We start from the raw sequence: 24364 nt of genomic DNA, 5'->3' as shown, positions 1-24364 counted from the left end.
ATGAAAAAATTGCTTGATAAAATAAAAACAGAAGGTGTGATTATCAACAAAGATGTTTTAAAAGTAGACAGTTTTTTAAATCATCAAATCGATCCAACACTAATGAAACAAATTGGAGATGAATTTTATGAGTATTTTAAAAAATACAAAATCACTAAAATCATCACCATTGAATCAAGTGGTATCGCTCCTGCTGTATTCTGTGGATATCGTTTTCAAGTTCCTGTTATATTTATTAAGAAAACCAACCCTTCTACCATGAAAGATGCATTATTTGCCAATGTTCATTCCTTCACGAAGAACAAAACATATACAGTCTGTCTATCCAAGCAATATATTGATGATAATGATAACATATTATTTATTGATGATTTTTTAGCAAATGGTGAAGCATTTAAAGGTGTAGAAGAAATTATTCATCAAACTTCTGCAAATTTATGTGGCGTTGGTATTGTCATTGAAAAAGCTTATCAACAAGGTCATAAATATATTATTAATCAAGGATATGATTTATATGCTTTAGCAAGTATTGCATCTTTAGACAACAATCAAATCACATTCAAAAAGGCCAGCAAATAGCTTGGCCTTTTTCTTGTTTCTTTTTACGTCTAGGAGGAGAGTTTTCCCCTGTTTAAATACAGGTGGGGTTTCTGCATATCCTTTTTAGGATCCCTGAGCAATGCAAAGGTCTTCAACATGAAGGTATGACATCCGAATCCCCTTATCTCTAAGCGTCGGAAAAATTTTGAACTCCTAGACACTTATATTATAGCAATCTATTTCTTAAATGCCAGTCTTGTAATTATTTTTGAAATATGCTTATAAAAATGATCAATTTCATACTTTTAAAATCTTTATTTATTCATCTTCTTCCACAATATTTAAGTGTAATTCTTCTAGTTGACTATCATCCACTTTACTTGGAGCACCACTCATCATACATCGCGCAGCTGCATTTTTTGGGAATGCTATAACATCACGAATAGATTCAGAGTTGGACAATAACATTGCAACACGATCCAATCCAAATGCAAATCCACCATGTGGTGGTGTACCATATTTAAATGCATTCACAAAGAAACCAAAGCGGTTTTCGATTTCTTCATCACTAAATCCAAGCAATGAAAAAATCTTTGTTTGTAAATCATTATCATAAATACGAAGGGAACCTCCTCCGATTTCATAACCATTCAAAACCATATCATAAGCAGCTGCATGAACGGCTTCAGGATTACTTTCTAACTTTGGTAAATCCTCATCCTTTGGTCTTGTAAATGGATGGTGTTTTGCATAGTAACGAGCATCTTCTTCACTGTATTCAAACAAAGGAAAATCTGTAACCCATAAAAATGAAAAATCATTATCATCACTTAATTCTAATACCTTTCCAAAATGTGAACGTAATGCCCCTAAAACTTCACAAGCTGTTTCCCATTTATCACTGCTTATCAAAATAAGATCATTATTTTTCAATGATAACCGTTTTGATAATGCAGAAATTTCTTCCTCATGAAAGAACTTTACAACTCCACCTTCTAAGACATCATTTTGATATTTTAAAGACACCAATCCTTTGGCTCCATATTTTTTAGCTAAATCTGTTAATTTGTCAATTTCTTTTCTTGACATGCTAGCCTTATTAGGGATGACAATTGCTTTAATTGCTCCCTCTTGATTATACGTGTCTTTGAATACTTTAAAATCAGAATTTGAAAATATATCTGTAATATCTTGTAATTCTAAAGCAAAGCGGTTATCTGGTTTATCACTTCCATAGCGATTCATTGCTTCTTTGTAAGGTAAACGTAAAAATGGTATCTTCAAATCTATATCTCGTACTTCTTTCATAACTTTTTTCATCAACTGTTCCAACATTGTTAGAATTTCATCTTCACTCAAAAATGAAGTTTCAATATCAACTTGTGTGAAATCAGGTTGACGATCAGCACGCAAATCTTCATCACGAAAACATTTTGCTACTTGATAATATCGCTCAAATCCAGAAATCATCAACAATTGCTTAAAGAGTTGAGGAGATTGTGGCAATGCATAAAATTCTCCTTTGTGAAGTCTACTAGGCACCAAATAATCTCTAGCGCCCTCTGGGGTTGATTTCGTTAAAACAGGAGTTTCAATTTCCACAAAATCTAAATCATCTAGAAAGCGACGCATTGTTTTAGTAATTTTGTGACGTGTCATTAATTTTTTCTGCATTTGTGGTCGACGTAAATCTAAATAACGATATGTCAACCGTGTATCTTCTAATGCATCTGTTTCATCTGCAATAATCAATGGTGTTGTTTCTGCACTATTAACGATATTCACGTTATCCACTTTAATTTCAATATCACCAGTTGACAACTTAGGATTTTTATCTTTACGTTCACTTACAATACCACTCACTTGTAATATATATTCATTTCGGACAGCTTGAATTTCCATTGCTTGTACCTCATCAAAAACAAGTTGTGTTATCCCATAACGATCACGTAAATCAATAAACACAAGTGCTCCAAAATTACGCCGTTTTGCTACCCAACCAATTAATTCAACCTTTTTTCCAACATCACCAATTCTTAATTCTCCATTTGTATGTGTTCTTTTCATTTGTCTACTCCCCACAGTGGCACTCACCTTCACAAGTGCATTCTTCTTCATTTTCGAATATTAAATCAAATGTTTCAACAACTTTATCAAGGGCAACAACATGTTGTTGCTGAGTTGCTATTTCTTTGATTGTAACCGTATTGTTTTCTAAATCTTTTTCACCAAGAATCACTGCACATTTTGCTTGTTTGCGTTCAACACTTTTAAATTGTGCTTTGAACGAACGATTTAAATAATCTCTCTCACATGTATAGCCTGCAGCTCTTAGCGCTGTAACGATTTTTAAGGCCTCTAGCGATGCTTTTTCACTTAAACACAATACATATGCATCCAAGTTTTCTTCGCTTCCCAGTGCAATGCCTTCACCTTCTAATGCAATAATCAATCGCTCAATTCCCATTGCAAATCCAATCCCTGACATCTCTGGTCCACCAAAATATTCAACTAAGCCATCATAGCGACCACCAGCAAATACGGTTGATTGTGAACCCATCTGATCATTTGTTGATACGACCTCAAATACTGTATCTGTATAATAATCTAAACCTCGAACTAAACGTTCATCAATTTCATAAGGAATCCCTAAGGCATCAAGACCTTCACATACAGATTTAAAATATTCACTTGATGCTTCATTTAAATAATCTTGAATCTTAGGTGCTTTTTTCATAATTTCTAAATCTTTGTCTACTTTACAATCTAAAAGACGTAAAGGGTTTTGTTGTAAACGACGTTTGCAATCCACACACATATCATCGATACCTTTTGCAAAGTGTTCCCGTAAAGCTTCTTTATAACGAACTCTACTCTCATTGTCACCAAGTGTATTCAGCAATACTTTCAACTCACTCATCCCTAGCGCTGAAACAATAGAATATCCTAATGCAATCGTTTCTACATCTAACAAAGCATTTTTAGCACCAATAACTTCTACACCAAATTGATGGAAAATTCTCTGTCTTCCTTTTTGTGGGCGTTCATAGCGGAACTGAGGGCCAATATAGTACATCTTTGCAGGTAAATCCCCTTCTCCATACATCTTATGTTGTACAAAGCTTCTAACAACGCCTGCTGTCATTTCTGGACGCAATGTCAGTGAATCTTTTTCATTCAATGAAAATGTATACATTTCCTTGTTCACCATATCACTAGAATCATTTTCTCTTTTAAAAACACCTGTATCTTCAAACATTGGTGTACGAATTTCTTTATAATCATAAAGCATACAAAATTGACGAATTACATCTTCAATTTGATGCCACTTTGAAATATCCTTAGGTAAAATGTCATAAGTTCCTCTTGGGGTTTGATAATTTTTCATCTTTACTCTCCTTAAAATAAAAAACGTCCTTATCGCTAAGGACGTAAACATACGCGGTACCACCTTAGTTCATATCCAATAGATATGCACTCATACTTGTAACGGTAAGCATCCGGCTGCGATTAAACAGCATCTCCAAAGCGTCCAATTTATTGTGTAGATAGAAACTTCCAGCAATTGTTTCCTCTCTATTAATCTTTCCAATAAAAAGCTCTTTTTCATCGATTATAGTTCATAGTTTATCATTTAATATATAAAATAGCAATACTTACAGAATAACTCTTTCTACCTCATTCACACTAATTACTTTACGCAAATTTGTCATTAATGTTTTTAAATGTTCTGCATTGTGAACAAGCACTGTCAATTTGGTAGTCGCATGAAGTCCATCTTCATTTACTTTTGAATCTACATGTTGTAACCCTACTTTACATTGTGAAGACACCGTAACAATATCACTCAATAAATAATTCCGATCCGTTGAATGAATAACCAGATTCACTTCATAATCACGATATGCTAAATCATCTTCCCATTCAACATTGATTAAGCGTTCTTTCACTTCTTGAACATTCGGACATTCTTTACGATGTACTTTTACACCTTGCCCTTTTGTGATATAACCAACGATTTCATCTCCTGGAATTGGTGAACAACATGGTGATAGCGATATTACAATACTATCGATACCAGGTACTCTCACTCCATATTTACTAGCAGAATGAATATGTGTATCTTTTTTAGTATGTGCTTTAATATCAATATCCTTTAATGCAGTCGTAGCTGTTTTTTGATGTGTAAGTTTTTCAATAACAGATTGTAAAGAAACCGCCTTACAATAGATTGCATAATATAAATCCAACATTGTATGCATTTTCAACTGTCCTGCTAAAGTTTCAATATGTTTAGTTGTCATATATTCTTTCGCGTCAAAACCTCGTCGAATAAGATCGGCTTCTAACATAGATTTTCCTTTTTCTGCGCCATCTTCTTTTTCTGCTTGTTTGATACGTTGGAAATATGAACGAATTTTATTTCGTGCATGATTTGATTTCACAATCTTCAACCAGTCTTCACTAGGTGTTGAAGCCTTGTTTGTCTTAATGTTTACAACATCACCTGTTTTCAATGGTGTGTTTAATGGTACCAAAACACCATTTACAGTTGCTCCAATAGTTTGATGTCCAACTTCAGTATGAATTCGATAGGCAAAATCAAGTGGTGTCGAACCACTTGGCAAAGCAATGACTTTCCCTTTTGGACTCATTACATAAACATTCGCTTCAAAAATATCTTTACTGATTAAATTCATGAAGGATTTTGCATCTTCATCTACATCTTCACTCATAATAGCAAAATCTTTAAACCAGTGTAATTGTTCTTCAATTTCTTTTTGTTGCTGTTCTTTTACATAATTGTTTTCTTTATAACGCCAGTGGGCAGCAACTCCTCGTTCCGCAATTTCATCCATTTGCTCGGTACGGATCTGCACTTCAAAAATATTCCCTTCACCACCAACAATCGTCGTATGTAAGGATTGATACATATTCATCTTAGGCATTGCTATATAATCTTTAAAACGTCCAGGAATTGGTGTATATTTCGCATGGATATATCCTAAAATTTCATAACACGCTACTTCACTGTTGGTAACAATTCGAATCGCTAATAAATCTAATATTTCTTCAAAGCGCTTATTTTTATTAATCATTTTTTTGTAAATACTATACAAATGTTTGCTTCGTCCAAACATTCTATATTGTAATTTGTGTTCATCCAAAATCTTTGAAAAATCAGAGATCATCGTTTGTACTTGAGTATCTCTTTCACTTTTACGATCTTCTACCAGCTTTGCAATCTCATAATACTTTTCAGGATTCAAATAATGAAAACTAAGATCTTCAAGTTCATTTTTAATTTCACTAATCCCTAAACGATGTGCAATTGGTGCATATACATCTAAGGTTTCAGCAGCAATTTTCTTTTGCTTTTCTTTTTTCATATACTGCAGTGTTCGCATATTATGCAAACGGTCTGCAAGTTTTATTAAAATAACACGTACATCATTCGCCATAGCAATGAAAATCTTACGATGATTACTAGCTAAATATTCTTCTTCATCATTAAACTTCAAATGTCCAATCTTGGTAACTGCTTCTACTAAGGTAAATACTTCTGCACCAAAACGCTCTTTGAATTCATCTTCACAAACTTCACAATCCTCAATCACATCATGCAATAACCCTGCAGAAATTGTTTTTGGACCCGTACGAAGATCCGCTAGGATCTTTCCTACATGAAGAACATGAATTATATAAGGTTCACCACTTTTGCGATACTGACCTTTATGCATTTTATCAGCAAATTCAAAAGCATCTTTTAAAAGTTGTATACTCTCTTCTTTCTTTATATAAATTTTGGCCTCATTTAAAACATCTGAGAATTGAATTGTTGTTTCACTCATAATAAGACCCCCTTTTATAATTGTTACAATTATAACACATCCACCCAAATAAAAAAGTGTTATGACACACTTTATTTATACTTTATAAGCGAGTTTACTTTATAGTTATCAAGTAAATCACGACCATGTAAATCCTCTAATTCAATCAAGAAATTACATCCTACTACTTCGCCACCTAATTTTTCTACTAAATCAATGGTTCCTTTTACTGTACCACCAGTTGCTAACAAATCATCGATAATTAAAACTCTTTGACCTTTTTGTATCGCATCTGCATGAATATGTAATTCATTAGAACCATATTCTAAATCATATTTAATACTTTCTGTTTTTCTAGGTAATTTGTTGGGCTTACGAATAGGGACAAATCCTATCTCAAGATCATAGGCCACTGGACAACCAAAGATAAATCCTCTAGATTCAGGTCCAACAATCACCTCGGCTCCAACTTCTTTGGCAAATGCAATCATATCATTACATGCCGTTTTAAATGCTTTTCCATTTTGCATAATTGGTGTAATATCATAAAACAAAACACCTTCAATCGGAAAATCTTGCACTTCTGCTATATATTTTTTATAATCCATCTCAACACCTCTAAAACTTATTCTATCACATCATCTACAATCATGTTAACAGTTTTTTTATTTCGAAATACATTAATGCCTAAATCACCTATAAAAGTAATTGGCTTCCCTGCTAGAGAATTCAACAAATGTCCATGTTGGAAATACACATATTCCATATAAGGAGACTTAAATTTTAAATGCAATCCATTACTCATTACAGATGCATCCAATTCATCTTCATAAATCATGAACTTGGGTTTTTCAAAATCAACTCCAAAAGGTTCTAAAGATGATAATGATTCTATTGCTTTCAAAGTAACATCTTCTCTTTTCAATGAAAGGTATGGCTGATGCTCTTCCTTAAACTCTATTTCACATTTCATTTGTGTATAATCTATCAAATCTTCAAGTACTGTTTCCTTTAAAGAAATACCTGCAGCTTGTCGATGCCCACCAAAACTTAATAGTTGATCTTTGAATTCATCAAAGAACGTAGAAATATCAATACCAACACTGCGAATACTTCCCTTTAAAGTTGAACCTTTTTGTGTAAGAACCATTGCAGGACGTTGATATTTTTTACTTATTTTAGCCGCTACAACACCATTTAACCCTTCATGAAAAGATTCGCTATTCACAATAATAAAAGCTTGTGTTTCATCTACTAACGATAATGCTTCTTTTTCATTTGTTGCGCTTATCTTCTTGCGCTTTTCATTCAATCGATTTATTTGAACAGCTACCTTTTCAAGTGATGCTCGATCTCTTATCAGCAAATAACGAACTAGTGTATTCACATTTGCTTCATCTGCAAGTCTTCCCAATGCATTCATTTTGGGGACTATTTGAAAAGCTATTTTTGTTGCATCCCAATGGTTACTTGTATCGCTTAATAATGTAATTGCTGGAAAATCCATCGTTTTTAATAAATGAATTCCTTCTTTGATAATTACTCGATTCGCATCCAAGACTCCTACCATATCTCCAACTGTAGCAATACAAGCCAACACGGTATGATAAGGATCATCACCAATTAAAGCTTTGCTAATTAAATATGCTAATCCTGTTCCACACAGCTTCCCATAAAAGGGATCTAAAATGTTGGGGTGCAAGAAATAGTCATATACTAAATCTTCTTCATCGTAAGCATGATGATCACTCAAAATAACCTGTAACCCTTGTTCTTTTGCAAATTGTAATTCATTTGTAGCTTTCACACCATTATCAACTGTAATTAACACTTTGTAATCTTTTTCTACAGCCGCTTTAATCGTATTCATATTCACTCCATAGCCTTCTGTAAAACGATCTGGGATATAGTATCCACAATCACAACCATATCGCTTCAATGCATCATACAAAATCGTGGTCGCACAAATCCCATCACAGTCATAATCCCCACAGATCATAATTTTTTCATTATTCTGTTTTGCTTTTTGTATACAAGTAATAATATCTTTTATAAAAGACAAATCAAAATCTGATGTTTTCATATCAGTATATAAAAGTTTATTTATCATTACATCATCAAGATGTTTACTAGCTAACACCTTTGCTGCCAATTCACTGATTCCATACTTTTCTTGAATTACTTGATACCCATCTACTTTTAATTCTTCATATATCATAAAAAACTCCTGTTATCATTCTATCACAAAAAAAGGATGCAATGCATCCTTTTAGTCATTTACTCCTGGAATAATATGTTCTTCTACTTCATCAACTTTTTTATGTCTTTTTCTAACCTTGTTTTTTGGTTTAAACTTGATACGTAAAATGTACCATAGTTGAGATGCAATAAACAATGATGAAACTGTACCAGCAACAAGACCAACCATTAGTGCAATATTGAAATCTAGAATATTTCTACTTCCAAAAATCAATAGACAAACTACTGGGATAATCGTTGTTACAGAAGTAATAATTGAACGAACAACTATTTCTTGTAACGATTTGTTAACAATTTCATAATATCCTTCATTACTGATTGCTTTACGTCCATGTGCAGCAACATTTTCTCTCATTCTATCAAAGACAACTATAGAGTCATTAATTGAGTATCCAATAATCGTCAACACAACAGCAATAATATCGGTTGTAACTTCCATTCGGAAAATTGCAAACACCGCTAGAATGATGAACACATCATGAATTAAAGCCACAATACCACTGATTGCATAATCCCATTTAAATCGAATACTTACATAAATCAAGATTCCAATCCATGAAAGAATCGACATAATAAAGGCATTTTTTACCAACTCTTGACCAATGATTGGAGATACAACAGAATCAGATACTTCAGCTTTATATTTTTCACTCATATAATCTGCAATCTTCTCACGTTGTTCTTCTGTAATTGCATCCTTTATCGAAACAGATGCAACCGTATTTCCTTTACCTGATAGTGTAATATCACTTGGATCAACACCTAAATCTTTTAATTCTTTTTCTAATGTATCACTTTTGAATGATTTCTCCGCTTCCATTGTAATTCTTGTACCACTTGAGAAATCAATTCCTAAATCAAGAGCACCGTTTCCATTCGCTAAATTCATAGCAATAGATCCAACTCCAATTACAATAACAGCTAAAGAAACAAAGGCAAAATATTTTGCATTCTTAATAAAATCAAAGTTAGCAAATCTACCACCACTAGGTTTTTTTGATTCTCCACGAACCAAGTCAGGAATATCAGATTCCTTAATTCCAAACCAGCTCTTCTTATTATCTAGGTAACCACTCTTAACAACTTGACCTAATAAGAAACGAACAATTGTTACATTGAAAACGATTGCTAGAATTGTTGAAATCATCAACATCGTTGCAAAACCTTTTACCGTACCTGTTCCAAATGTATACAAAATTACAGCAGATAGCAATGTCGTAATTTGTGAATCTAAAATCGTTGATAACGATTTATGGTTTCCTTCTTTATAAGCTTGTTTAACACTACGTCCCATCAATAAACAATCTTTAATACGCTCGAAAGTAATTACACTACTATCAACAGCCATACCAACTCCTAGAACAAGTGCAGCAATACCACTAAGGGTAAAGACACCTCCTAAAAGTGTATAGACAACTAATACACCAAATGTATAAGCAGCAACCGCAACAGCAGAAATAATTCCTGCAAAACGATAAATCAAAATCAAAAAGATCATGATTGCTAGAATTCCAATTCCTCCAGCCAACATTGTTGAATCAAAAGCACCAACCCCTAAGTTAGGACTTACTACATTTGAATAAATTTCATTCATCTGGAAGTTTAACGATCCTGAATTTAATAAATCTGCAAGTTGTTGTGCTTCTTCTTCTGTAAAACTACCAGATATAACAACTGATTCGCTATTTAATCCTTCACTTACAGTAGCTGCAGAAATATATGCAGGACCACCATCTTTATCTACTTTACTTGATTCTTCACGATAGGTTTGCCCATCTTTATAATCAAGCCAAGTAACCATTAATTTATCTGTAGTTTGTGATAATGTACTTGTTACCTCATAAAATTTAGAAGTGTCTGCAATTTTTAAATAAACTACTGGCTTTCCTTCTTGATACCCGATAGATGCACCACCTTCTTGTAAAACAGTAGCATCCATTAACAAGTTATCACTTGTGTCTCTAAATGATAAAGTAGCACTGCTTGAAATAATATTACGAGCTTGCTCATTATCCTTTACACCAGCTAATTGAACACGAATACGGTCACCCTCTACACTAATATCCGGTTCACTAACTCCTAAAACATTTACTCTTTTTGAAACAGCGCTAGCAACAGCCGCCATATCAACACTATCCTTTGATGCACCCTCCAAAGGTTTCACATCATAAAGGATTTCAAAACCACCTTTTAAATCTAACCCTAAATTCATACTATTGACAGCGTCTTTAGCAAATAAAGCTACAATACTTACTAAAGCCAACATTGTACATCCAAATACAATAAGTCTTTTTTTAATCATCTAATTCTCCTCTCAGTACCCCATTGATATCATCTAGATTTAATCTTGATCCTTTCTCTATTGCGCTTAGAGACAAAAAAGCCACAACAACCGAAACATCTAATTTCATAATGTCATTCACAGCAATATGCATAGAAGTAACATTTTTATTACGCCATACATATTCTGTTAAGGTGCGAAGCACTTGTTTATATGTAAGTGAATGCAATTTTTCACGTTTCAACTGATTTGTCTTTAGTGTCAAGGCCAGCTGAACATCCTTGTCGTTTAAAATTTTCTCACTTACCATACCTTCACCTCAATACATACTGTAATATTATAAATCATTTTTCTAAAAAAACCAAAAAAATTTACAAACTTAATATTTTTAACTTCAATGCTTCATATGTACTTGTCTTAAGAAACCCTAATTGAGACTCCCGATAATCACTTCCAAAGGCTCCACGACTCAACACAACAATTGGTGGCATCTGTATTCTTTTGAAAACAGAACCATACATTTTATTAAGCAACCATTCCAAATCTTCAATAAAAGATATCCCATTATCCAAGCCATAATATTTTATCCAAGGACCTAAAGGACCTTCATAGATGGTACCATCCAGATAACTTTCTAATAGTTTTTCAATATTCCCAGTTGGATAGTCAAGTAACATTTGAATAATATAATCATGGTAATACCATTTCATTGGATCCAACTGTTCATCTTTCAACTCTGCACTAGGAGGCATTTGCCAATAAATCTCATCATCAATTACCTCAGGTATCAAAGACTTTGAGATTATTTCATCTCCAAAATATTCATTTAATTGCTTAGCCAATTCAAACACTTGTACTTTACTAAGATCTCCAATTGGAGAAATTGCACCTATGCTATCTCCATACAATGTGCAATATCCTAAAGCAACTTCAATTTTATTTGCATTATTTATGATTACACCATTTTCTATAGATGCAAAACTAGATAATAGATGTCCTCTAATTCTTGCTTGTATATTTTCATAAACTAAAGAATCATAAGTATTTTCATATCCATAATTTTGCATTGTTGTTAATGTTGCATCATTAATGTTTTCAATGCTTCCTTCACGAATTTCTATATTTAACTTATCCGCTAAAATTCGAGCATTGTTCTTAGTCATTTGAGAATTGTATTTCGTTGCCATATTGTAACCAATAACTCGTTCATTACCCAATGCTTTTACAAGCAATGCAGCATTCACACAACTATCAATACCACCACTCAACCCAATCACCCATTTGGGCTTAAAAGGAAATATCTGACGATCAAATTCATAGATGGCACAAGTTAATGCTGCTAAAATTTTATTTTCGCAACGCTCTGCAATCGCATTGTTTTTGAAATCATACACTCGATATTCTTCTTTAAATCTATCATTCAAGGAGAAAACTAAATCTCCTTGTGTATTATAAACACTACTATCACCATCAAACAGGACAATATTTTTTCCTGTATTCTGCATTCCAACGGCATTGACATAAAAAACAACTGGCATTTTATCTCCAAGATGTTCAACATGTTTTTTTATCTGCCTATGTCGTGAATGTTCTTTATTTCGTGTATAAGGACTAGTTGAAACATTAATTAAAAAATCAATTCCCTGTTGTGCATATACACTAGTAACATCAACACTATAATCAAAACTCCAAAGATCCTCACATACTTCTAATCCAATTCGATATATTTTTCCATTTCTTTCAAATATGAATGGTGAAATTAAAGCATCCATCTTCTGGTATAAATGATTAGAAACTTCAATCCCACTTAAGAAATAACGAGAATCATCAAAGAAACGATAATCAGGATTTAAATGTTTAATATGAATCCCATCCAACTGTTCGTTTTCTTTTTTTACCCATTTTTTATCACAAGCGAAAAAGACCGCATTAAACCGAGCCTTCCTACCATCCCGACCATATTTTACATCTTGAATTGCTTGATAATGCAAATTCCCAAAAACAATTCCTATTCCTGCTGATAATGCTTTTATTTTTTCATTATAAGATGCAATATAATTACAAAAGGCATCATCTAAAAATTTATCATGCAACAAATAGCCACTGATACACATTTCAGGAAAAACAATAATATCCACTTGCTCATCTTTGGCTTGCTGAATCAGCGTCTTTATTTTTTGAAAATTTTGCTCACATTTTCCACTCTCAACATTGATCTGTGCCAATGATATTTTCATAGATTCACCCCTTTCTAATTCTACAATTATTTTCTACGATAATGAATTAACGTAAAACCCTCTTTTTTTTCTTTTGTTACTACGATAAAATCTTGTTCATCAAAAGCTGGAAAAAAAGTATCTCCTTCATAATGATCATCTACTAAAGAAATCCACATTTCATCTACATATGGTAATGCGTATTCATAAACCTTAGCACCGCCACACACATAAAGAGTTGCTTCTTTTTCTTGATACGCTTTTAATAATTTATCAAAATCATGTACAATACTCACATCTTCATGATCATATGCATATTCTTTATTACGTGTAACAACATATGTATGACGTTTAGGCAATGGCTTTTTCATATTAATAAAGGTTGTTTTTCCCATTACAATATCGTGATTTAATGTGATTGAACGAAATGTTTTTAAATCCTCAGGTAAATTCCAAGGCATCCATCCATCTTTCCCAATTACACGATTATCGCCCATTGCTACAACTAACGAAACCATTAAACACTCACCTTTCCAGTTAATTTTTCATAACTTTCATAATCTTCAATCTTAATATCATCAATTGTAAAATCAAAAATGGAAGTAACATCTTTATTTAAAGCAAGTTTACATTTTTTCAGTGGTTTACGTTCCAATTGGGTTTTCACAACTTCAAAATGATCTTTATAGATATGTGCGTCTCCTATCGTATGTACAAACTCCTTTGCCTCATATCCACAAACTTGTGCTAACATTGCTGTCATAAGTGCATAAGACGCAATATTGAATGGAACGCCTAAAAACACATCTGCACTGCGTTGGTACAATTGACAAGATAAATATTTACGATCTGCACTTACATAAAATTGAAGAAATGCATGACATGGTGGAAGTGCCATAGAGTCAACTTGTGCTGGATTCCATGCACAAACTATATGACGTCTCGAGAAAGGATTGTGTTTCAAACTGTCAACCAACTTGCTAATTTGATCCACACCTTCGCCATTGAAATCCCGCCACTGTTTTCCATATACTGGTCCCAACTCACCAAATTCGGCAGCGAAATCATCACTCTCTTTTATTTTTTCCACAAATTCTTCTAATGTTTCTCCTTGGTATGCACTACTCTTTGTATAATTTTCATATGGCCATTCATTCCAAATGCGCACATTGCGATCAACAAGATACTTGATATTCGTATCCCCTTTTAAAAACCATAATAGTTCTTCAGCAATAGGACGTAAGAACATTTTTTTTGTTGTCATCAATGGAAATCCATCCAATAAATTATAACGCGTTTGGTACCCAAATACACTTCTCGTTCCAGTACCTGTACGATCGTCACGATCTTCTCCATTTTCTAAAATATATTCACACATATCTAAATAAGCTTTCATTTCTTTGTTACTCCTTTCAATGCTTGTATTTCATCTATTGTAAGAGGGCGATAATCGCCTTCTTCTAAAACATCATCCAACCACACTTCCCCCATACGTATTCTCTTTAAATATAAAACTTCATTATGTACTACATGAAACATACGTTTTATTTGATGAAACTTACCTTCACATATAACAATATGTACGTGTCTCTCATCTTTTACAATTACTTTACAAGGCTTTGTCCACTCATCATCCAACTGGACTCCAGCTTCTAAAGTATCTATATCCTTTTGGGTTATAGCTTCTTTCAATTCCACATAGTATTCTTTTTCCACATGTTTTTTAGGCGATAATAATTGATGAGATAATTTCCCATCATTCGTCAAAATTAATAGCCCTACTGTATCAACATCTAACCTTCCTACAGGAAATAAATCATAAGCAAAATCTTCATATATCAGATTGAGTACACTTGGATAATGTTCATCAATCGTAGAACTTAAATAATCAACTGGCTTGTTCAACATAATATAATAATATTCCTGATAAGAAACAATTTCATCTTCATAACTTATGCTATCATTTTCATCAATTTTCATATCATCATTAAAACATACTTCCCCATTGACTTTAATCATTCCCATTCGGATTAGTTTTTTCACTTCTTTTCTTGTACCCAATTTTGCATGCGCTAGATACTTATCTAAACGAATCATTTGTGTCGTCCTCGTTTACTAAATTTTTGTACAATTTGTTTTAGATTAATATCAAAGATGGATTGTGGAATATTACAATATCCTGTAATTACTAAATAAACTAAGCAACAAACGATTCCCATAATTCCCAAATAAATTAAACTAATAAATCGCGATCCACTATAGTCTAGCATTCCTATGAATCCAAATACTTTAGCAAACAAATAGAAACCTACTAATCCAGCTAACATAAAGATAATTTTACGGAATGTATACTTCCAATTTACATTGTAACTCTTTTGAATTACCCAAATGTTTAAAATTGCAAAAATCGCATATGCAATGAAACTTGATAATACCATTCCTGGCATCCCTAAGTAAGAAATCAACAAACGATTTATAGCAACCTTTACAATTGCAAAAATAGCTGTATTTAAAACGATTTTACGTCTTGATCCTAATGCCATAACTAAGGTTGAAAAAATCGGACATACCGTAGCGCATAAAGCTTCTAATGAAAACCACCGCAGTACATCAGCATAAAGGTTAATGTTGTTGCCAGAAACACCAAATAAGGTGAAAATAATTGGTTTAGCAAAAACAAATAATGCAAAACAAATTGGCAACGCTATATATATTACAGATTCAACACAGTCCAAAATATACTTTTTTACCAAACCTCTATTTTTTTGTTCTAACGCTGTTGTAATATATGGGATAATGGCAGAACTAAATCCTGGTGCCAATATCATTGGAATTGCTATTAATTTATTAGCTTTAAAGAAGATTGCATCTTGCAATAAAGTTATTTCTTTCTTAGCAACACCAAATGCTTTCAATCCAGGCACAATATCCATTTGATTAATGATTGTATCGCAATACCCAAATACTGCAATCAATAAGAATGGAATAGCCACAAAAACTAACTCTTTGAACAATTCATAAGGAGCAATATTAAGCTGATGTTCTTGCTCTTTCGCTTTTCGTTTTATTACCTTCAACTTTGTTCGATCATAACTTTTAATATATAAAATCGTCAACAAGCCAGCGACTGAAGCTGCAATCACTCCAAAGTATACTGCCCAAATTGCGTCTTTATGAAATACATAAACAGCCAAAGCTCCTGCACCAAGCAAAAAGATAATTCTCGTAATCTGTTCAATAACCTGTGAAGTGGAATAAATTTCCATTTCTTTAAATCCTTGATAAAAGCCACGCATTGAACTTAAAATTGGAATAATAAAGACTGCTAATGACATCAAAATAACGACATTACGCATAATATTATAGCTACCTTCATCTGGTACAATTTGTTCTGCAATCATCGGACTAAATAAAATCATTGCACACATACATATAAAACCGAATGCCGCCATCGTATAAAAAGATATTTTCTTTACCATCAAACAAGTTCGATAATCATTACGACTTGCATATCGCGCAATCAAAGTTGCTATAGCAAACGGCAACCCTGCTGTCGCTATATTTAAAACATAAGAATAAATATTGTATGCATTTGCATAATAAACACGATTTTGTGCAGTCTGTAAAATCGTATCATATGGAATCACATATAGTAATCCAAGAAATTTTGATATCAAGATTCCTGCACTGGAAATAAGACCACCTGCTAAAATTGATTGTTTTTTATTATTCATAAATTACCTCATCTCCAACAACGACACCATCTACCACATGAAACGAAAAAAACACTTGCATATTAGTTTGGTCGTCTTTATAAAATGAAACAATTACAAAAATTGTAAAATCCTTTGTTTCAGAAATGCTATTTATTGCCAATCCTTCTGGATACCCTTTTTTAGCATCTACTTGATTGGGTACCATGGAATAAGTTTCTTCTTCGAAAACACCTATTGTCGGTTCCATCTTATCATCTGTAACTGCTTGTGCATCCAATGCCATCATTTGAATTTGATTCATTACAATTTGTGGATTATCAACAAGCACTGTATAGGAATAAGTACCATCATCCAACTCTATTACTTCTACTTCATAGTTGAATGGGATATTATATGACAATGTTCCATTATTAGCAATCAACTTTTCTTTGAATTGCTTATATGTTTGATACTGTGCTTCTTCATCTGTGTTATCACTTCCACAACCACTTAATGATAGAAAAAAAACAGTACACATAATAAGAATTTTTTTCATAAATATACCTCCATATGATTATACCATATTTTCCTCATTCTGAAATAAAAAAACAAGGGATTATACCCCTTGTTCAATTACAAAATAATTCCGCTTTCCACGCTTGATTAATGTACAGTTTTTATCAATCGCATTCTTGCTGGAAACAACAAAGTCCAAATCAGTTATTTTCTCACCATTTACTTGAATACTGTTTCCACTAATCCATTCTCTTGCTTCTCTTTTACTTGAAGCAATGTTTGCATTCACTAAACAATCAACAAGTGTTACATTATCTGCAATTTGAATTTTATCAAACCCTTTTAATGCATCATGGATTTCTGCTTGGCTTAAGCTTAGAATATTCCCTTTAAATAATGCATTGGTAATATTCAATGCTTTTTCATATTCTTTTTCACCATGTAAGAAGGTAACGACTTCTTTTCCCAGCACTTTTTGTGCTTCGCGTTTAAATGGTTCCACTTTAACTTTTTCTTCTAATTCGTCAATTATTGGTTTATCCAAAAAAGTTAACTTTTTCAAATAATCAATAACTTTTTCATCTTCAGAGTTCACTAGGAACTGATACATTTCATAAGCGGATGTCTGTTCTTTATCTAACCAGATCGCATTTCCTTCACTCTTACCAAATTTTGTACCATCTGCTTTTGTAATCAATGGCATTGTGAACCCATATGCCTCTTTTCCCAGCTTCTTACGAATCAATTCAATTCCAGCTGTTATATTTCCCCATTGGTCTTGTCCACCCACCTGCAACACACAGTCATGATACTCATATAAATGCAAGAAATCAAGTGCTTGTAAAATCATATAAGAAAACTCAGTATATGTAATCCCTATATCCAAACGTGACTTTACTGTCTCTTTGGCTAACATGTAATTTATATTAAAATATTTACCATAATCACGTAAATAATCAATGAAATGAATATCTTTCATCCAATCATAGTTATTTACCACTTCAAAACCAAACAATTTTTCAACTTGGCTTCGTAATTTTTTATAATTGTAATCCAATTGCTCTTTTGTAATCATTGGTCTTTCTGTATTAGGTTTAGGATCCCCTATTAACCCTGTTCCACCACCAACTAATAAAATAGGATGATGTCCTGCATCTTTTAAACGCTTAGCAATCAAAAAGCTTGAATAATGTCCAATATGTAATGTATCACCTGTTGGATCTGTTCCAATATAAAAAGTTAAACTTCCATTGTTTAATTTATCTTCTAATTCAGGGCTACTAATATCATTGATTAACCCTCTCCATTTCAATTCATCAAATAATTTCATTTTCTTTTCCTCCAATAAAAAAACGTCCTACTAAGGACGTAATATAACGCGGTACCACCTTACTTCATACAAATGAACTTGTATGCACTCAGACTCTTTAACGCAGAAGTCACGCCATTAAGGAGCTCAAAGGTGTATTCCCAAATTATGTATCATGATTTTCACCATCCATCATGTCTCTATAATACAATCACTTGGTACTATGTCTTATCATCGCTTTATTTTGTTGTTTCACGAGGAGTAAATATATAACTCAACTCAGTTTCTTTATTATAACCATCTTTGGCATCATCTTGCAACATTTTTGTCATAATTCGCATTGAAACAGCACCTAAATCATAGTCTGGAATTTTAAACCCTGAAATCTGTGGACGTGCCATTGCATTGTATTTGCTATCAAGCACACATACAAGTTCCATTTCATCAGGAATAGAAATTCCAACTTCCCGTGCTGTATTTAAAACAGCCATCGCTTGAGAATCACGATATGTTATTACAAGGTCATGTTTATTCGTCTTAAAATATTCTTTTAAATACTCGTAAGAAGAGCGATATTCTTTTGGAATTTTAATATAGTTCTCAAACGTATCTCCATGCTCTTTGAATACTTTTTCAAGTCCATGACGTAATTGCTCAATCATTGCTGGATTTTTACGATCCTCAACTAGAGCTATATTCGTTTTTCCATTTTCATAATATCGCTTTGCATAATCATAAATTAAAGTTTCATAATCTACATATACAGAGCAAATATTATTATCAGAAATACGATTACCAATCACCACAATTGGAACATCATAGTTCGTAAGCGTTGCGATTTCTTCTTTGTCTAACTTATCATTAAATATTACAACACCATCAACGCGAGATTTAATAATTGTTTCAATGATATCACTCGTTGCCAAAATACCTTCAGTTGTTGTATGCAATACCATATTATAATTATAAATTTTTGCTACATCAATAAGTCCATTAATGATTTGTCCAGTATAGAAAAAACTAGCTTCTGGAATTACAAAAGCAATTGTTGTTGTCTTTTGTAAAGCAAGACCTTGGGCAATTGCATTTGGTTTATATCCAAGCTTTTCAATTGCTTCTTGTACTTTCAAACGAGTGTCCTCACGGACTACCTCAGAACCATTTATAACCCTAGAAACCGTTGCTAACGATACATTTGCTTCTTTTGCTACATCATATATTGTAATTCTTTTCATCATTCCTACTCCTTGCCATCTTTCGCACCCAATAAATTCTTCAACCCATCGTGTGCCTTATCAGCAAGATCTAGTGTAACTCTCTTTGCTGTATGGATACCATCTTGCACAGAGTCACTATTTACAAAGTCATTTACTTTGTTCCCCACGTTTTGCACAGTTTCATTTTCTGAAATAGATGTAACGATGGAATCAAAAGTATCATTAATCTTCGTAATAACATCTTGTACACGATCATCTTCACGGAAATCCTTCAATGCTTTTTTCGTCCGTTCCAATAGTGTATCCGCTTTATCTTTCGCATTTTCAAATACCTTTTCTGCTTCTTCACTTGACATTGTATCATCAACCGCTTTTTTAGCACCTTTAAAAACACGTTCTAATTCACTTGTTAAATTATCTACGATTTGTTTTTTTCGATCATTTCCTTTATTTTCTTCTTCTAACTTAATTACTTGAAATTTTGTCGATTGCTCGAATTCTTCAAAATCATTTTTTTTCATTATCCACAACCTCCTCAACAATTACAACTTCATCCACATCTTTCTTTTTTTGAAGTTTATCTTTCATGGCATCCAAACCATCTTTCATTATATTGATTCCTTTGCCAATCGCCCCTTTAGAAGCATCATGAATCTTATCTACCGTTTCGGATAAATCTTGTACTGTCTCCAAAGGCTTATCTAACTTACGGATTTGTTCATCCGTTGTTTTTAATGTATTATTTAACGTTTTTATTGCATCAATTATATTTTTTAATAATATAATCAAATATATCAATAATACAAGTCCTGCTATCGGCAACAAACGATATGCTGCTAAGCTTAATATTTCTATTATTTGATCACTTCCCATATTTGCACCTCTTTAGTCATTTTACCTTATCTTGAAAGCATTTTCAATGATTTTGAAAATCTTTCATTCTATCTTTAAATTTATAAATATCTTTACTGCTCATAAACAGATAAACTGCAGGTTCTTCAGCTGCCAATTTCGCAACTGATGAATCATCCATCAAGAGAACTTCTGCACCACTTACGGCTCTTTTCAAATCATAAATATCGATATCAATTCCCTCTTCGTGCTTTGCATTTTCTGGGAAAGGACACAAATATATTTTATCTGCACTTTGAAAAGCTTCGTTAAATTGAGCCATAAAATAAGAAATTCTTGAAAAGCGATCAGGTTGAAAAATCGCCACAATTTTTTTCGTTGGATATTTTTGCTTAGCTGCATCAATTGTTAATTTGATTGCAGTTGGATGATGCGCATAATCATCTATATACACATTTTCACCGATCTCCTCAATATGAAAGCGTCGTTCAACACCATTAAATGTAGCTAATCCATCTTGTAATATTTTAGGCTCAACATTATTCATAATCCCAATAGCAATAACTCCAAGGGCATTATATAGTAGATGAACTCCATAAAATGGTAAATGAAAATCATAATATTTTTTACCTTTATACATACAAGTAAATCGCACACCTTTTTCATCTTCAATTACATTGGTTGCGTATACATCATTTGATGGTTGTAATCCATAGTATAAATGTGGAACTTCAAGCTCTAATTTATGAGTGTTTTCTTCATCACCAAAAACGGCAATTCCCTTTTTCACATTCTTACTAAATTGTGAAAAAGCTAAGATATAATCATCAAGGTCTTTATAATAGTCCACATGATCTAATTCAATATTCAAAATAATTGCATAATCCGGATGATAAGCTAAAAATCTTCGTTGATATTCACAAGCTTCAAGAACAAATGTCTGTGCTTCTTTTGGCATTACACCAGTTCCATCACCAATTAAATATCCAGTGGGATTGATGTGTGAAAAAACATGGGCAAGCATTCCTGTAGTTGTTGTCTTACCATGCGTTCCACTAACACAAATAGAATGATACTGTTCCACCAACTTAGCTAAAAATTCTGCATACATATATGTTTTTACTGTAGGGTTTGCTTTTGCTGCTTTTACTTCAATATGGTCATCATTAAAAGAACTCCCTATAATAACTGTCATATTATCCTTTATGTTATCTTCACTAAAAGTGAAAAAAGGAATCTTATGTTCCTCTAATTTTGCTTGTGTGAAAATATATTTCTCAATATCAGAACCAGACACATCTTCTCCACAATCTTTTAAAATAGATGCCAAAGAAGCCATACCTGACCCTTTTATTCCAATAAAATAATACATAACAACCTCTTTTCAATTAAAACGGTAAATCATCCTCTTTACGATCTTCTTCGTAATCTTCACTTTCTTTTGTTTCATCTTCACTTAAATCACGCAATGATGCGTTATCACCAAACAAAGAAAACTGAATCATTTCATCATCATCGCTTGTATCATTAGAGACAATTTCATCCAAACTAATATTTTCAATTTCATCATCCTCTACAAACTCTACTTCAGAAGATGAAAGTTTTTCAGAAGTGATTTCCATTTGTGCCTTCGTATGAAATTCTTCTAACTCTCCATCACCATAATAAGGTGAAATAACGGTACCTAAAGAATCTTTGCGATTTTTTGGTTTCACAGTAGGAACATAATCAACATCACTCTTTGATTCATCTTCTTTCAATCCTGTAATCGGTGAGATTACTTGAGGAATATCATAGTCTTTACGCTCAATTGGACGCAGCCGTTTTTCTACTTTCTTTTCCTCTTGTGGAACATCTACTTTAATATCAAATGAAACCTTTTCCTTTGGTTCTACCTTCTTCACCTCTGGTATATCATAAACAGGCTCTGGCTCTACCTTAACTTTTGGTTTCGCAGTTTTCTTATAGATTACTGATTTATCACTTTCAATTTTTTCTAGCTCATTTTCCACAGGAAGTTCTTCTACATATTCCTCTTCCTCTACTTCTGTAAATAAAGCTTTTTTGATTTTGTCAAAAATTATCATATATTTCACCCTTTCAAAAATGGATTTCCAATTTGATATGTTTCATCTAATACTAATATACCCTTTTTCTTTTCATCAATCAATCCTAACTCATACGCACTTGCTAACATTCCTTGCGATTTAACACCACGTAATTTTCCATTCTTGATTAACTTTCCATCTGGTAAGACAGCATTTTCCAAACAAACAACAACGCTTTGTCCTGCAGCCACATTACTTGCTCCACAAACAATTTGCAAGATATCATTACCCACATCTACTTGACAGACATGTAAATGGTCAGAGTCTGGATGTTCTTCACAACTTTTAATCAAACCAACAACAATATATGTATTGAAATCATGAATCAATTCTTCTTGAAAAACACGATTCAATTCTCCATTAATTTGCTTCAACAAATCATAAGTCATTGGTTGATAACCATCTGAATCACTCTTAAAATCTTTTATTACAATATTATAGCCAATAATATTATTATCTTTATCAAACAATTTTGTTACATTGTCTTTGGTAGTATAAGTTTCTACCTCGCGTTCATGTAAAACGACATATAAAATATCTTTGAACGCTTTCTCATTATAAAAAGCTCTTACAATCATGCGACACCTCTTAAGAAATCATCAATTTCAGCTTCTGTTTTTCGCATCTTAGAAACAAATCTAGATACTTCCTTTCCATCTTTCACAGCAATAAAAGAAGGAATTCCCATAACATATAATCCTTGGGCAATATCCATAAATTTATCACGATCAACATAAATAAAATCATAATTGTTATATTTATCAATTAGCTTTGGTAAAAAAGGTTTAATATACGTACAATCTGGACACCAATCAGCGCTAAAAACAAAAATAACGACTCCTTCTTTTTGATAAAGTTCTTCAAATTCTTCTAATGAAGATAATTCTTTCATCATCGATTTCATTTGTTTTCCTCCTTCTGTTTTTCCCAAACTGCTCGATAAATTGGACCATTTTCCATAAATTTCTGTTCATATTCACTAATTACATCTTCATCGTGTTGTTCACTACGAAAATCTAAATATAACTCTTTTAATTTGAATGGTGCATCTTGAAACTGTAATATAGAATATTCAAATAAGGAACGATTATCTGTTTTCATTTGAATTTCACCATTATCTTTTAAAACCTTATGATATAGTTCTATAAATCGTTCATTTGATAAACGTCGTTTTGATGTTCTTCGCTTTGGCCAAGGATCAGAAAAATTTAAGTGAATAACATCTATTTCCTTTTCTCCAAACCATGAACTAAGATTTGCTGCATCTCCATATATGAAGCGAACATGTTCTTGTGTTTCCCCAGCTTTTCGTAAAGCTAAAGCAGCAACACTTTCATTTTTTTCAATTCCTACCCATCCTTGTTTGGGATACAGGTTTGACATTCCAATCCAATAATCACCTTTTCCTGTACCAATTTCCACATGAATTGCGTCACGATTTAAAAATGCACTCCACTGTCCTTTTACTACCTCAGGATCAAAGACAACACAATCACTATTCTCGATATATTCTTTTGCCCATTTTAATTTTCGCATTCTC

The 24364-nt window shown here is 32.7% G+C and carries 23 protein-coding genes and 2 other annotated features; of the genes, 1 reads left to right on the top strand and 22 read right to left on the bottom strand.

Annotation, left to right across the window (positions count from 1 at the left end; genetic code table 11):
• Positions 1-579, top strand: a complete 579-nt coding sequence (locus tag M2475_RS01250) for a xanthine phosphoribosyltransferase (RefSeq protein ID WP_277489085.1) — start codon at positions 1-3, stop codon at positions 577-579.
• Between the two features lie 279 nt (positions 580-858).
• Here the strand turns inward: M2475_RS01250 and aspS are convergent, their stop codons facing one another.
• The 22 genes from aspS to trmB form a co-directional block, all read right to left on the bottom strand.
• Positions 859-2607: an aspartate--tRNA ligase gene (aspS, locus tag M2475_RS01245; protein WP_277489084.1), complete on the bottom strand. Its 1749-nt coding sequence runs from the start codon at positions 2605-2607 to the stop codon at positions 859-861.
• Positions 2608-2611: 4 nt separating this feature from the next.
• Positions 2612-3928, bottom strand: coding sequence for a histidine--tRNA ligase (gene hisS / locus M2475_RS01240; RefSeq protein ID WP_277489083.1), 1317 nt, complete (start codon positions 3926-3928; stop codon positions 2612-2614).
• A gap of 34 nt (positions 3929-3962) precedes the next feature.
• Positions 3963-4159 (bottom strand) — a binding site (T-box leader).
• A 37-nt stretch (positions 4160-4196) separates the two neighbouring features.
• Positions 4197-6392: a bifunctional (p)ppGpp synthetase/guanosine-3',5'-bis(diphosphate) 3'-pyrophosphohydrolase gene (locus tag M2475_RS01235; RefSeq protein ID WP_277489082.1), complete on the bottom strand. Its 2196-nt coding sequence runs from the start codon at positions 6390-6392 to the stop codon at positions 4197-4199.
• Between the two features lie 71 nt (positions 6393-6463).
• A complete protein-coding gene (locus M2475_RS01230) occupies positions 6464-6979 on the bottom strand; it encodes an adenine phosphoribosyltransferase (protein WP_277489080.1) in 516 nt (171 codons plus the stop codon).
• A gap of 17 nt (positions 6980-6996) precedes the next feature.
• Positions 6997-8589 (bottom strand): DHH family phosphoesterase, encoded by a 1593-nt coding sequence (locus M2475_RS01225; protein ID WP_277489079.1) that lies wholly within the window; start codon positions 8587-8589, stop codon positions 6997-6999.
• Between the two features lie 51 nt (positions 8590-8640).
• A complete protein-coding gene (gene secD, locus M2475_RS01220) occupies positions 8641-10932 on the bottom strand; it encodes a protein translocase subunit SecD (protein ID WP_277489078.1) in 2292 nt (763 codons plus the stop codon).
• Positions 10925-11221 (bottom strand): post-transcriptional regulator, encoded by a 297-nt coding sequence (locus tag M2475_RS01215; RefSeq protein WP_277489076.1) that lies wholly within the window; start codon positions 11219-11221, stop codon positions 10925-10927. The genes secD and M2475_RS01215 overlap by 8 nt, the downstream gene beginning before the upstream one ends.
• A gap of 61 nt (positions 11222-11282) precedes the next feature.
• Positions 11283-13148, bottom strand: coding sequence for an NAD(+) synthase (gene nadE / locus M2475_RS01210; protein ID WP_277489075.1), 1866 nt, complete (start codon positions 13146-13148; stop codon positions 11283-11285).
• 26 nt (positions 13149-13174) lie between these two features.
• On the bottom strand, positions 13175-13645 hold the full coding sequence (locus M2475_RS01205; protein WP_277489074.1) for a dihydrofolate reductase: 471 nt from the start codon (positions 13643-13645) through the stop codon (positions 13175-13177).
• A complete protein-coding gene (locus M2475_RS01200; protein ID WP_277489073.1) occupies positions 13645-14523 on the bottom strand; it encodes a thymidylate synthase in 879 nt (292 codons plus the stop codon). Before M2475_RS01200 ends, M2475_RS01205 begins: the two co-directional genes overlap by 1 nt.
• On the bottom strand, positions 14520-15224 hold the full coding sequence (locus M2475_RS01195) for a pseudouridine synthase (protein ID WP_277489072.1): 705 nt from the start codon (positions 15222-15224) through the stop codon (positions 14520-14522). Before M2475_RS01195 ends, M2475_RS01200 begins: the two co-directional genes overlap by 4 nt.
• Positions 15221-16861 (bottom strand): oligosaccharide flippase family protein, encoded by a 1641-nt coding sequence (locus M2475_RS01190; RefSeq protein ID WP_277489071.1) that lies wholly within the window; start codon positions 16859-16861, stop codon positions 15221-15223. Before M2475_RS01190 ends, M2475_RS01195 begins: the two co-directional genes overlap by 4 nt.
• On the bottom strand, positions 16854-17378 hold the full coding sequence (locus tag M2475_RS01185) for a hypothetical protein (RefSeq protein ID WP_277489070.1): 525 nt from the start codon (positions 17376-17378) through the stop codon (positions 16854-16856). Before M2475_RS01185 ends, M2475_RS01190 begins: the two co-directional genes overlap by 8 nt.
• Positions 17379-17438: 60 nt before the next feature.
• Positions 17439-18668 (bottom strand): tyrosine--tRNA ligase, encoded by a 1230-nt coding sequence (gene tyrS, locus M2475_RS01180; protein ID WP_277489068.1) that lies wholly within the window; start codon positions 18666-18668, stop codon positions 17439-17441.
• 29 nt (positions 18669-18697) lie between these two features.
• Positions 18698-18891 (bottom strand) — a binding site (T-box leader).
• Positions 18887-19882, bottom strand: coding sequence for a LacI family DNA-binding transcriptional regulator (locus M2475_RS01175; RefSeq protein ID WP_277489067.1), 996 nt, complete (start codon positions 19880-19882; stop codon positions 18887-18889). It overlaps the preceding feature by 5 nt.
• Positions 19883-19887: 5 nt before the next feature.
• Entirely contained in the window at positions 19888-20385 is a 498-nt protein-coding gene (locus M2475_RS01170) for a hypothetical protein (protein WP_277489066.1), read from the bottom strand.
• Positions 20372-20737, bottom strand: a complete 366-nt coding sequence (locus M2475_RS01165; RefSeq protein WP_277489065.1) for a histidine kinase — start codon at positions 20735-20737, stop codon at positions 20372-20374. The genes M2475_RS01170 and M2475_RS01165 overlap by 14 nt, the downstream gene beginning before the upstream one ends.
• Positions 20738-20780: 43 nt before the next feature.
• Positions 20781-22088 carry a UDP-N-acetylmuramate--L-alanine ligase gene (gene murC / locus M2475_RS01160; RefSeq protein ID WP_277489064.1) on the bottom strand — a complete coding sequence of 436 codons (1308 nt, stop codon included), beginning with the start codon at positions 22086-22088 and terminating at the stop codon, positions 20781-20783.
• Positions 22089-22104: 16 nt separating this feature from the next.
• A complete protein-coding gene (locus M2475_RS01155; protein ID WP_277489063.1) occupies positions 22105-22803 on the bottom strand; it encodes a hypothetical protein in 699 nt (232 codons plus the stop codon).
• A gap of 5 nt (positions 22804-22808) precedes the next feature.
• Positions 22809-23402, bottom strand: coding sequence for a YtpR family tRNA-binding protein (gene ytpR / locus M2475_RS01150; RefSeq protein ID WP_277489062.1), 594 nt, complete (start codon positions 23400-23402; stop codon positions 22809-22811).
• Entirely contained in the window at positions 23399-23728 is a 330-nt protein-coding gene (locus M2475_RS01145; protein WP_277489061.1) for a thioredoxin family protein, read from the bottom strand. The genes ytpR and M2475_RS01145 overlap by 4 nt, the downstream gene beginning before the upstream one ends.
• Positions 23725-24360, bottom strand: a complete 636-nt coding sequence (gene trmB, locus M2475_RS01140; protein WP_346780362.1) for a tRNA (guanosine(46)-N7)-methyltransferase TrmB — start codon at positions 24358-24360, stop codon at positions 23725-23727. Before trmB ends, M2475_RS01145 begins: the two co-directional genes overlap by 4 nt.
• Positions 24361-24364: the final 4 nt, after the last annotated feature.

The organism is Breznakia sp. PF5-3 (assembly GCF_029504745.1).
In the GTDB taxonomy this organism is placed as follows: Bacteria; Bacillota_I; Bacilli_A; order Erysipelotrichales; family Erysipelotrichaceae; genus Breznakia.
This window is presented reverse-complemented; position numbering and strand designations above follow the sequence as displayed.

Excerpts from the sequence above, each read along its gene's own strand:
- M2475_RS01250 (WP_277489085.1), top strand. The coding sequence starts at position 1 with ATGAAAAAATTGCTTGATAAAATAAAAACAGAAGGTGTGATTATCAAC.
- aspS (WP_277489084.1), bottom strand. The coding sequence starts at position 2,607 with ATGAAAAGAACACATACAAATGGAGAATTAAGAATTGGTGATGTTGGA.
- hisS (WP_277489083.1), bottom strand. The coding sequence starts at position 3,928 with ATGAAAAATTATCAAACCCCAAGAGGAACTTATGACATTTTACCTAAG.
- M2475_RS01235 (WP_277489082.1), bottom strand. The coding sequence starts at position 6,392 with ATGAGTGAAACAACAATTCAATTCTCAGATGTTTTAAATGAGGCCAAA.
- M2475_RS01230 (WP_277489080.1), bottom strand. The coding sequence starts at position 6,979 with ATGGATTATAAAAAATATATAGCAGAAGTGCAAGATTTTCCGATTGAA.
- M2475_RS01225 (WP_277489079.1), bottom strand. The coding sequence starts at position 8,589 with ATGATATATGAAGAATTAAAAGTAGATGGGTATCAAGTAATTCAAGAA.
- secD (WP_277489078.1), bottom strand. The coding sequence starts at position 10,932 with ATGATTAAAAAAAGACTTATTGTATTTGGATGTACAATGTTGGCTTTA.
- M2475_RS01215 (WP_277489076.1), bottom strand. The coding sequence starts at position 11,221 with ATGGTAAGTGAGAAAATTTTAAACGACAAGGATGTTCAGCTGGCCTTG.
- nadE (WP_277489075.1), bottom strand. The coding sequence starts at position 13,148 with ATGAAAATATCATTGGCACAGATCAATGTTGAGAGTGGAAAATGTGAG.
- M2475_RS01205 (WP_277489074.1), bottom strand. The coding sequence starts at position 13,645 with ATGGTTTCGTTAGTTGTAGCAATGGGCGATAATCGTGTAATTGGGAAA.
- M2475_RS01200 (WP_277489073.1), bottom strand. The coding sequence starts at position 14,523 with ATGAAAGCTTATTTAGATATGTGTGAATATATTTTAGAAAATGGAGAA.
- M2475_RS01195 (WP_277489072.1), bottom strand. The coding sequence starts at position 15,224 with ATGATTCGTTTAGATAAGTATCTAGCGCATGCAAAATTGGGTACAAGA.
- M2475_RS01190 (WP_277489071.1), bottom strand. The coding sequence starts at position 16,861 with ATGAATAATAAAAAACAATCAATTTTAGCAGGTGGTCTTATTTCCAGT.
- M2475_RS01185 (WP_277489070.1), bottom strand. The coding sequence starts at position 17,378 with ATGAAAAAAATTCTTATTATGTGTACTGTTTTTTTTCTATCATTAAGT.
- tyrS (WP_277489068.1), bottom strand. The coding sequence starts at position 18,668 with ATGAAATTATTTGATGAATTGAAATGGAGAGGGTTAATCAATGATATT.
- M2475_RS01175 (WP_277489067.1), bottom strand. The coding sequence starts at position 19,882 with ATGAAAAGAATTACAATATATGATGTAGCAAAAGAAGCAAATGTATCG.
- M2475_RS01170 (WP_277489066.1), bottom strand. The coding sequence starts at position 20,385 with ATGAAAAAAAATGATTTTGAAGAATTCGAGCAATCGACAAAATTTCAA.
- M2475_RS01165 (WP_277489065.1), bottom strand. The coding sequence starts at position 20,737 with ATGGGAAGTGATCAAATAATAGAAATATTAAGCTTAGCAGCATATCGT.
- murC (WP_277489064.1), bottom strand. The coding sequence starts at position 22,088 with ATGTATTATTTTATTGGAATAAAAGGGTCAGGTATGGCTTCTTTGGCA.
- M2475_RS01155 (WP_277489063.1), bottom strand. The coding sequence starts at position 22,803 with ATGATAATTTTTGACAAAATCAAAAAAGCTTTATTTACAGAAGTAGAG.
- ytpR (WP_277489062.1), bottom strand. The coding sequence starts at position 23,402 with ATGATTGTAAGAGCTTTTTATAATGAGAAAGCGTTCAAAGATATTTTA.
- M2475_RS01145 (WP_277489061.1), bottom strand. The coding sequence starts at position 23,728 with ATGAAATCGATGATGAAAGAATTATCTTCATTAGAAGAATTTGAAGAA.
- trmB (WP_346780362.1), bottom strand. The coding sequence starts at position 24,360 with ATGCGAAAATTAAAATGGGCAAAAGAATATATCGAGAATAGTGATTGT.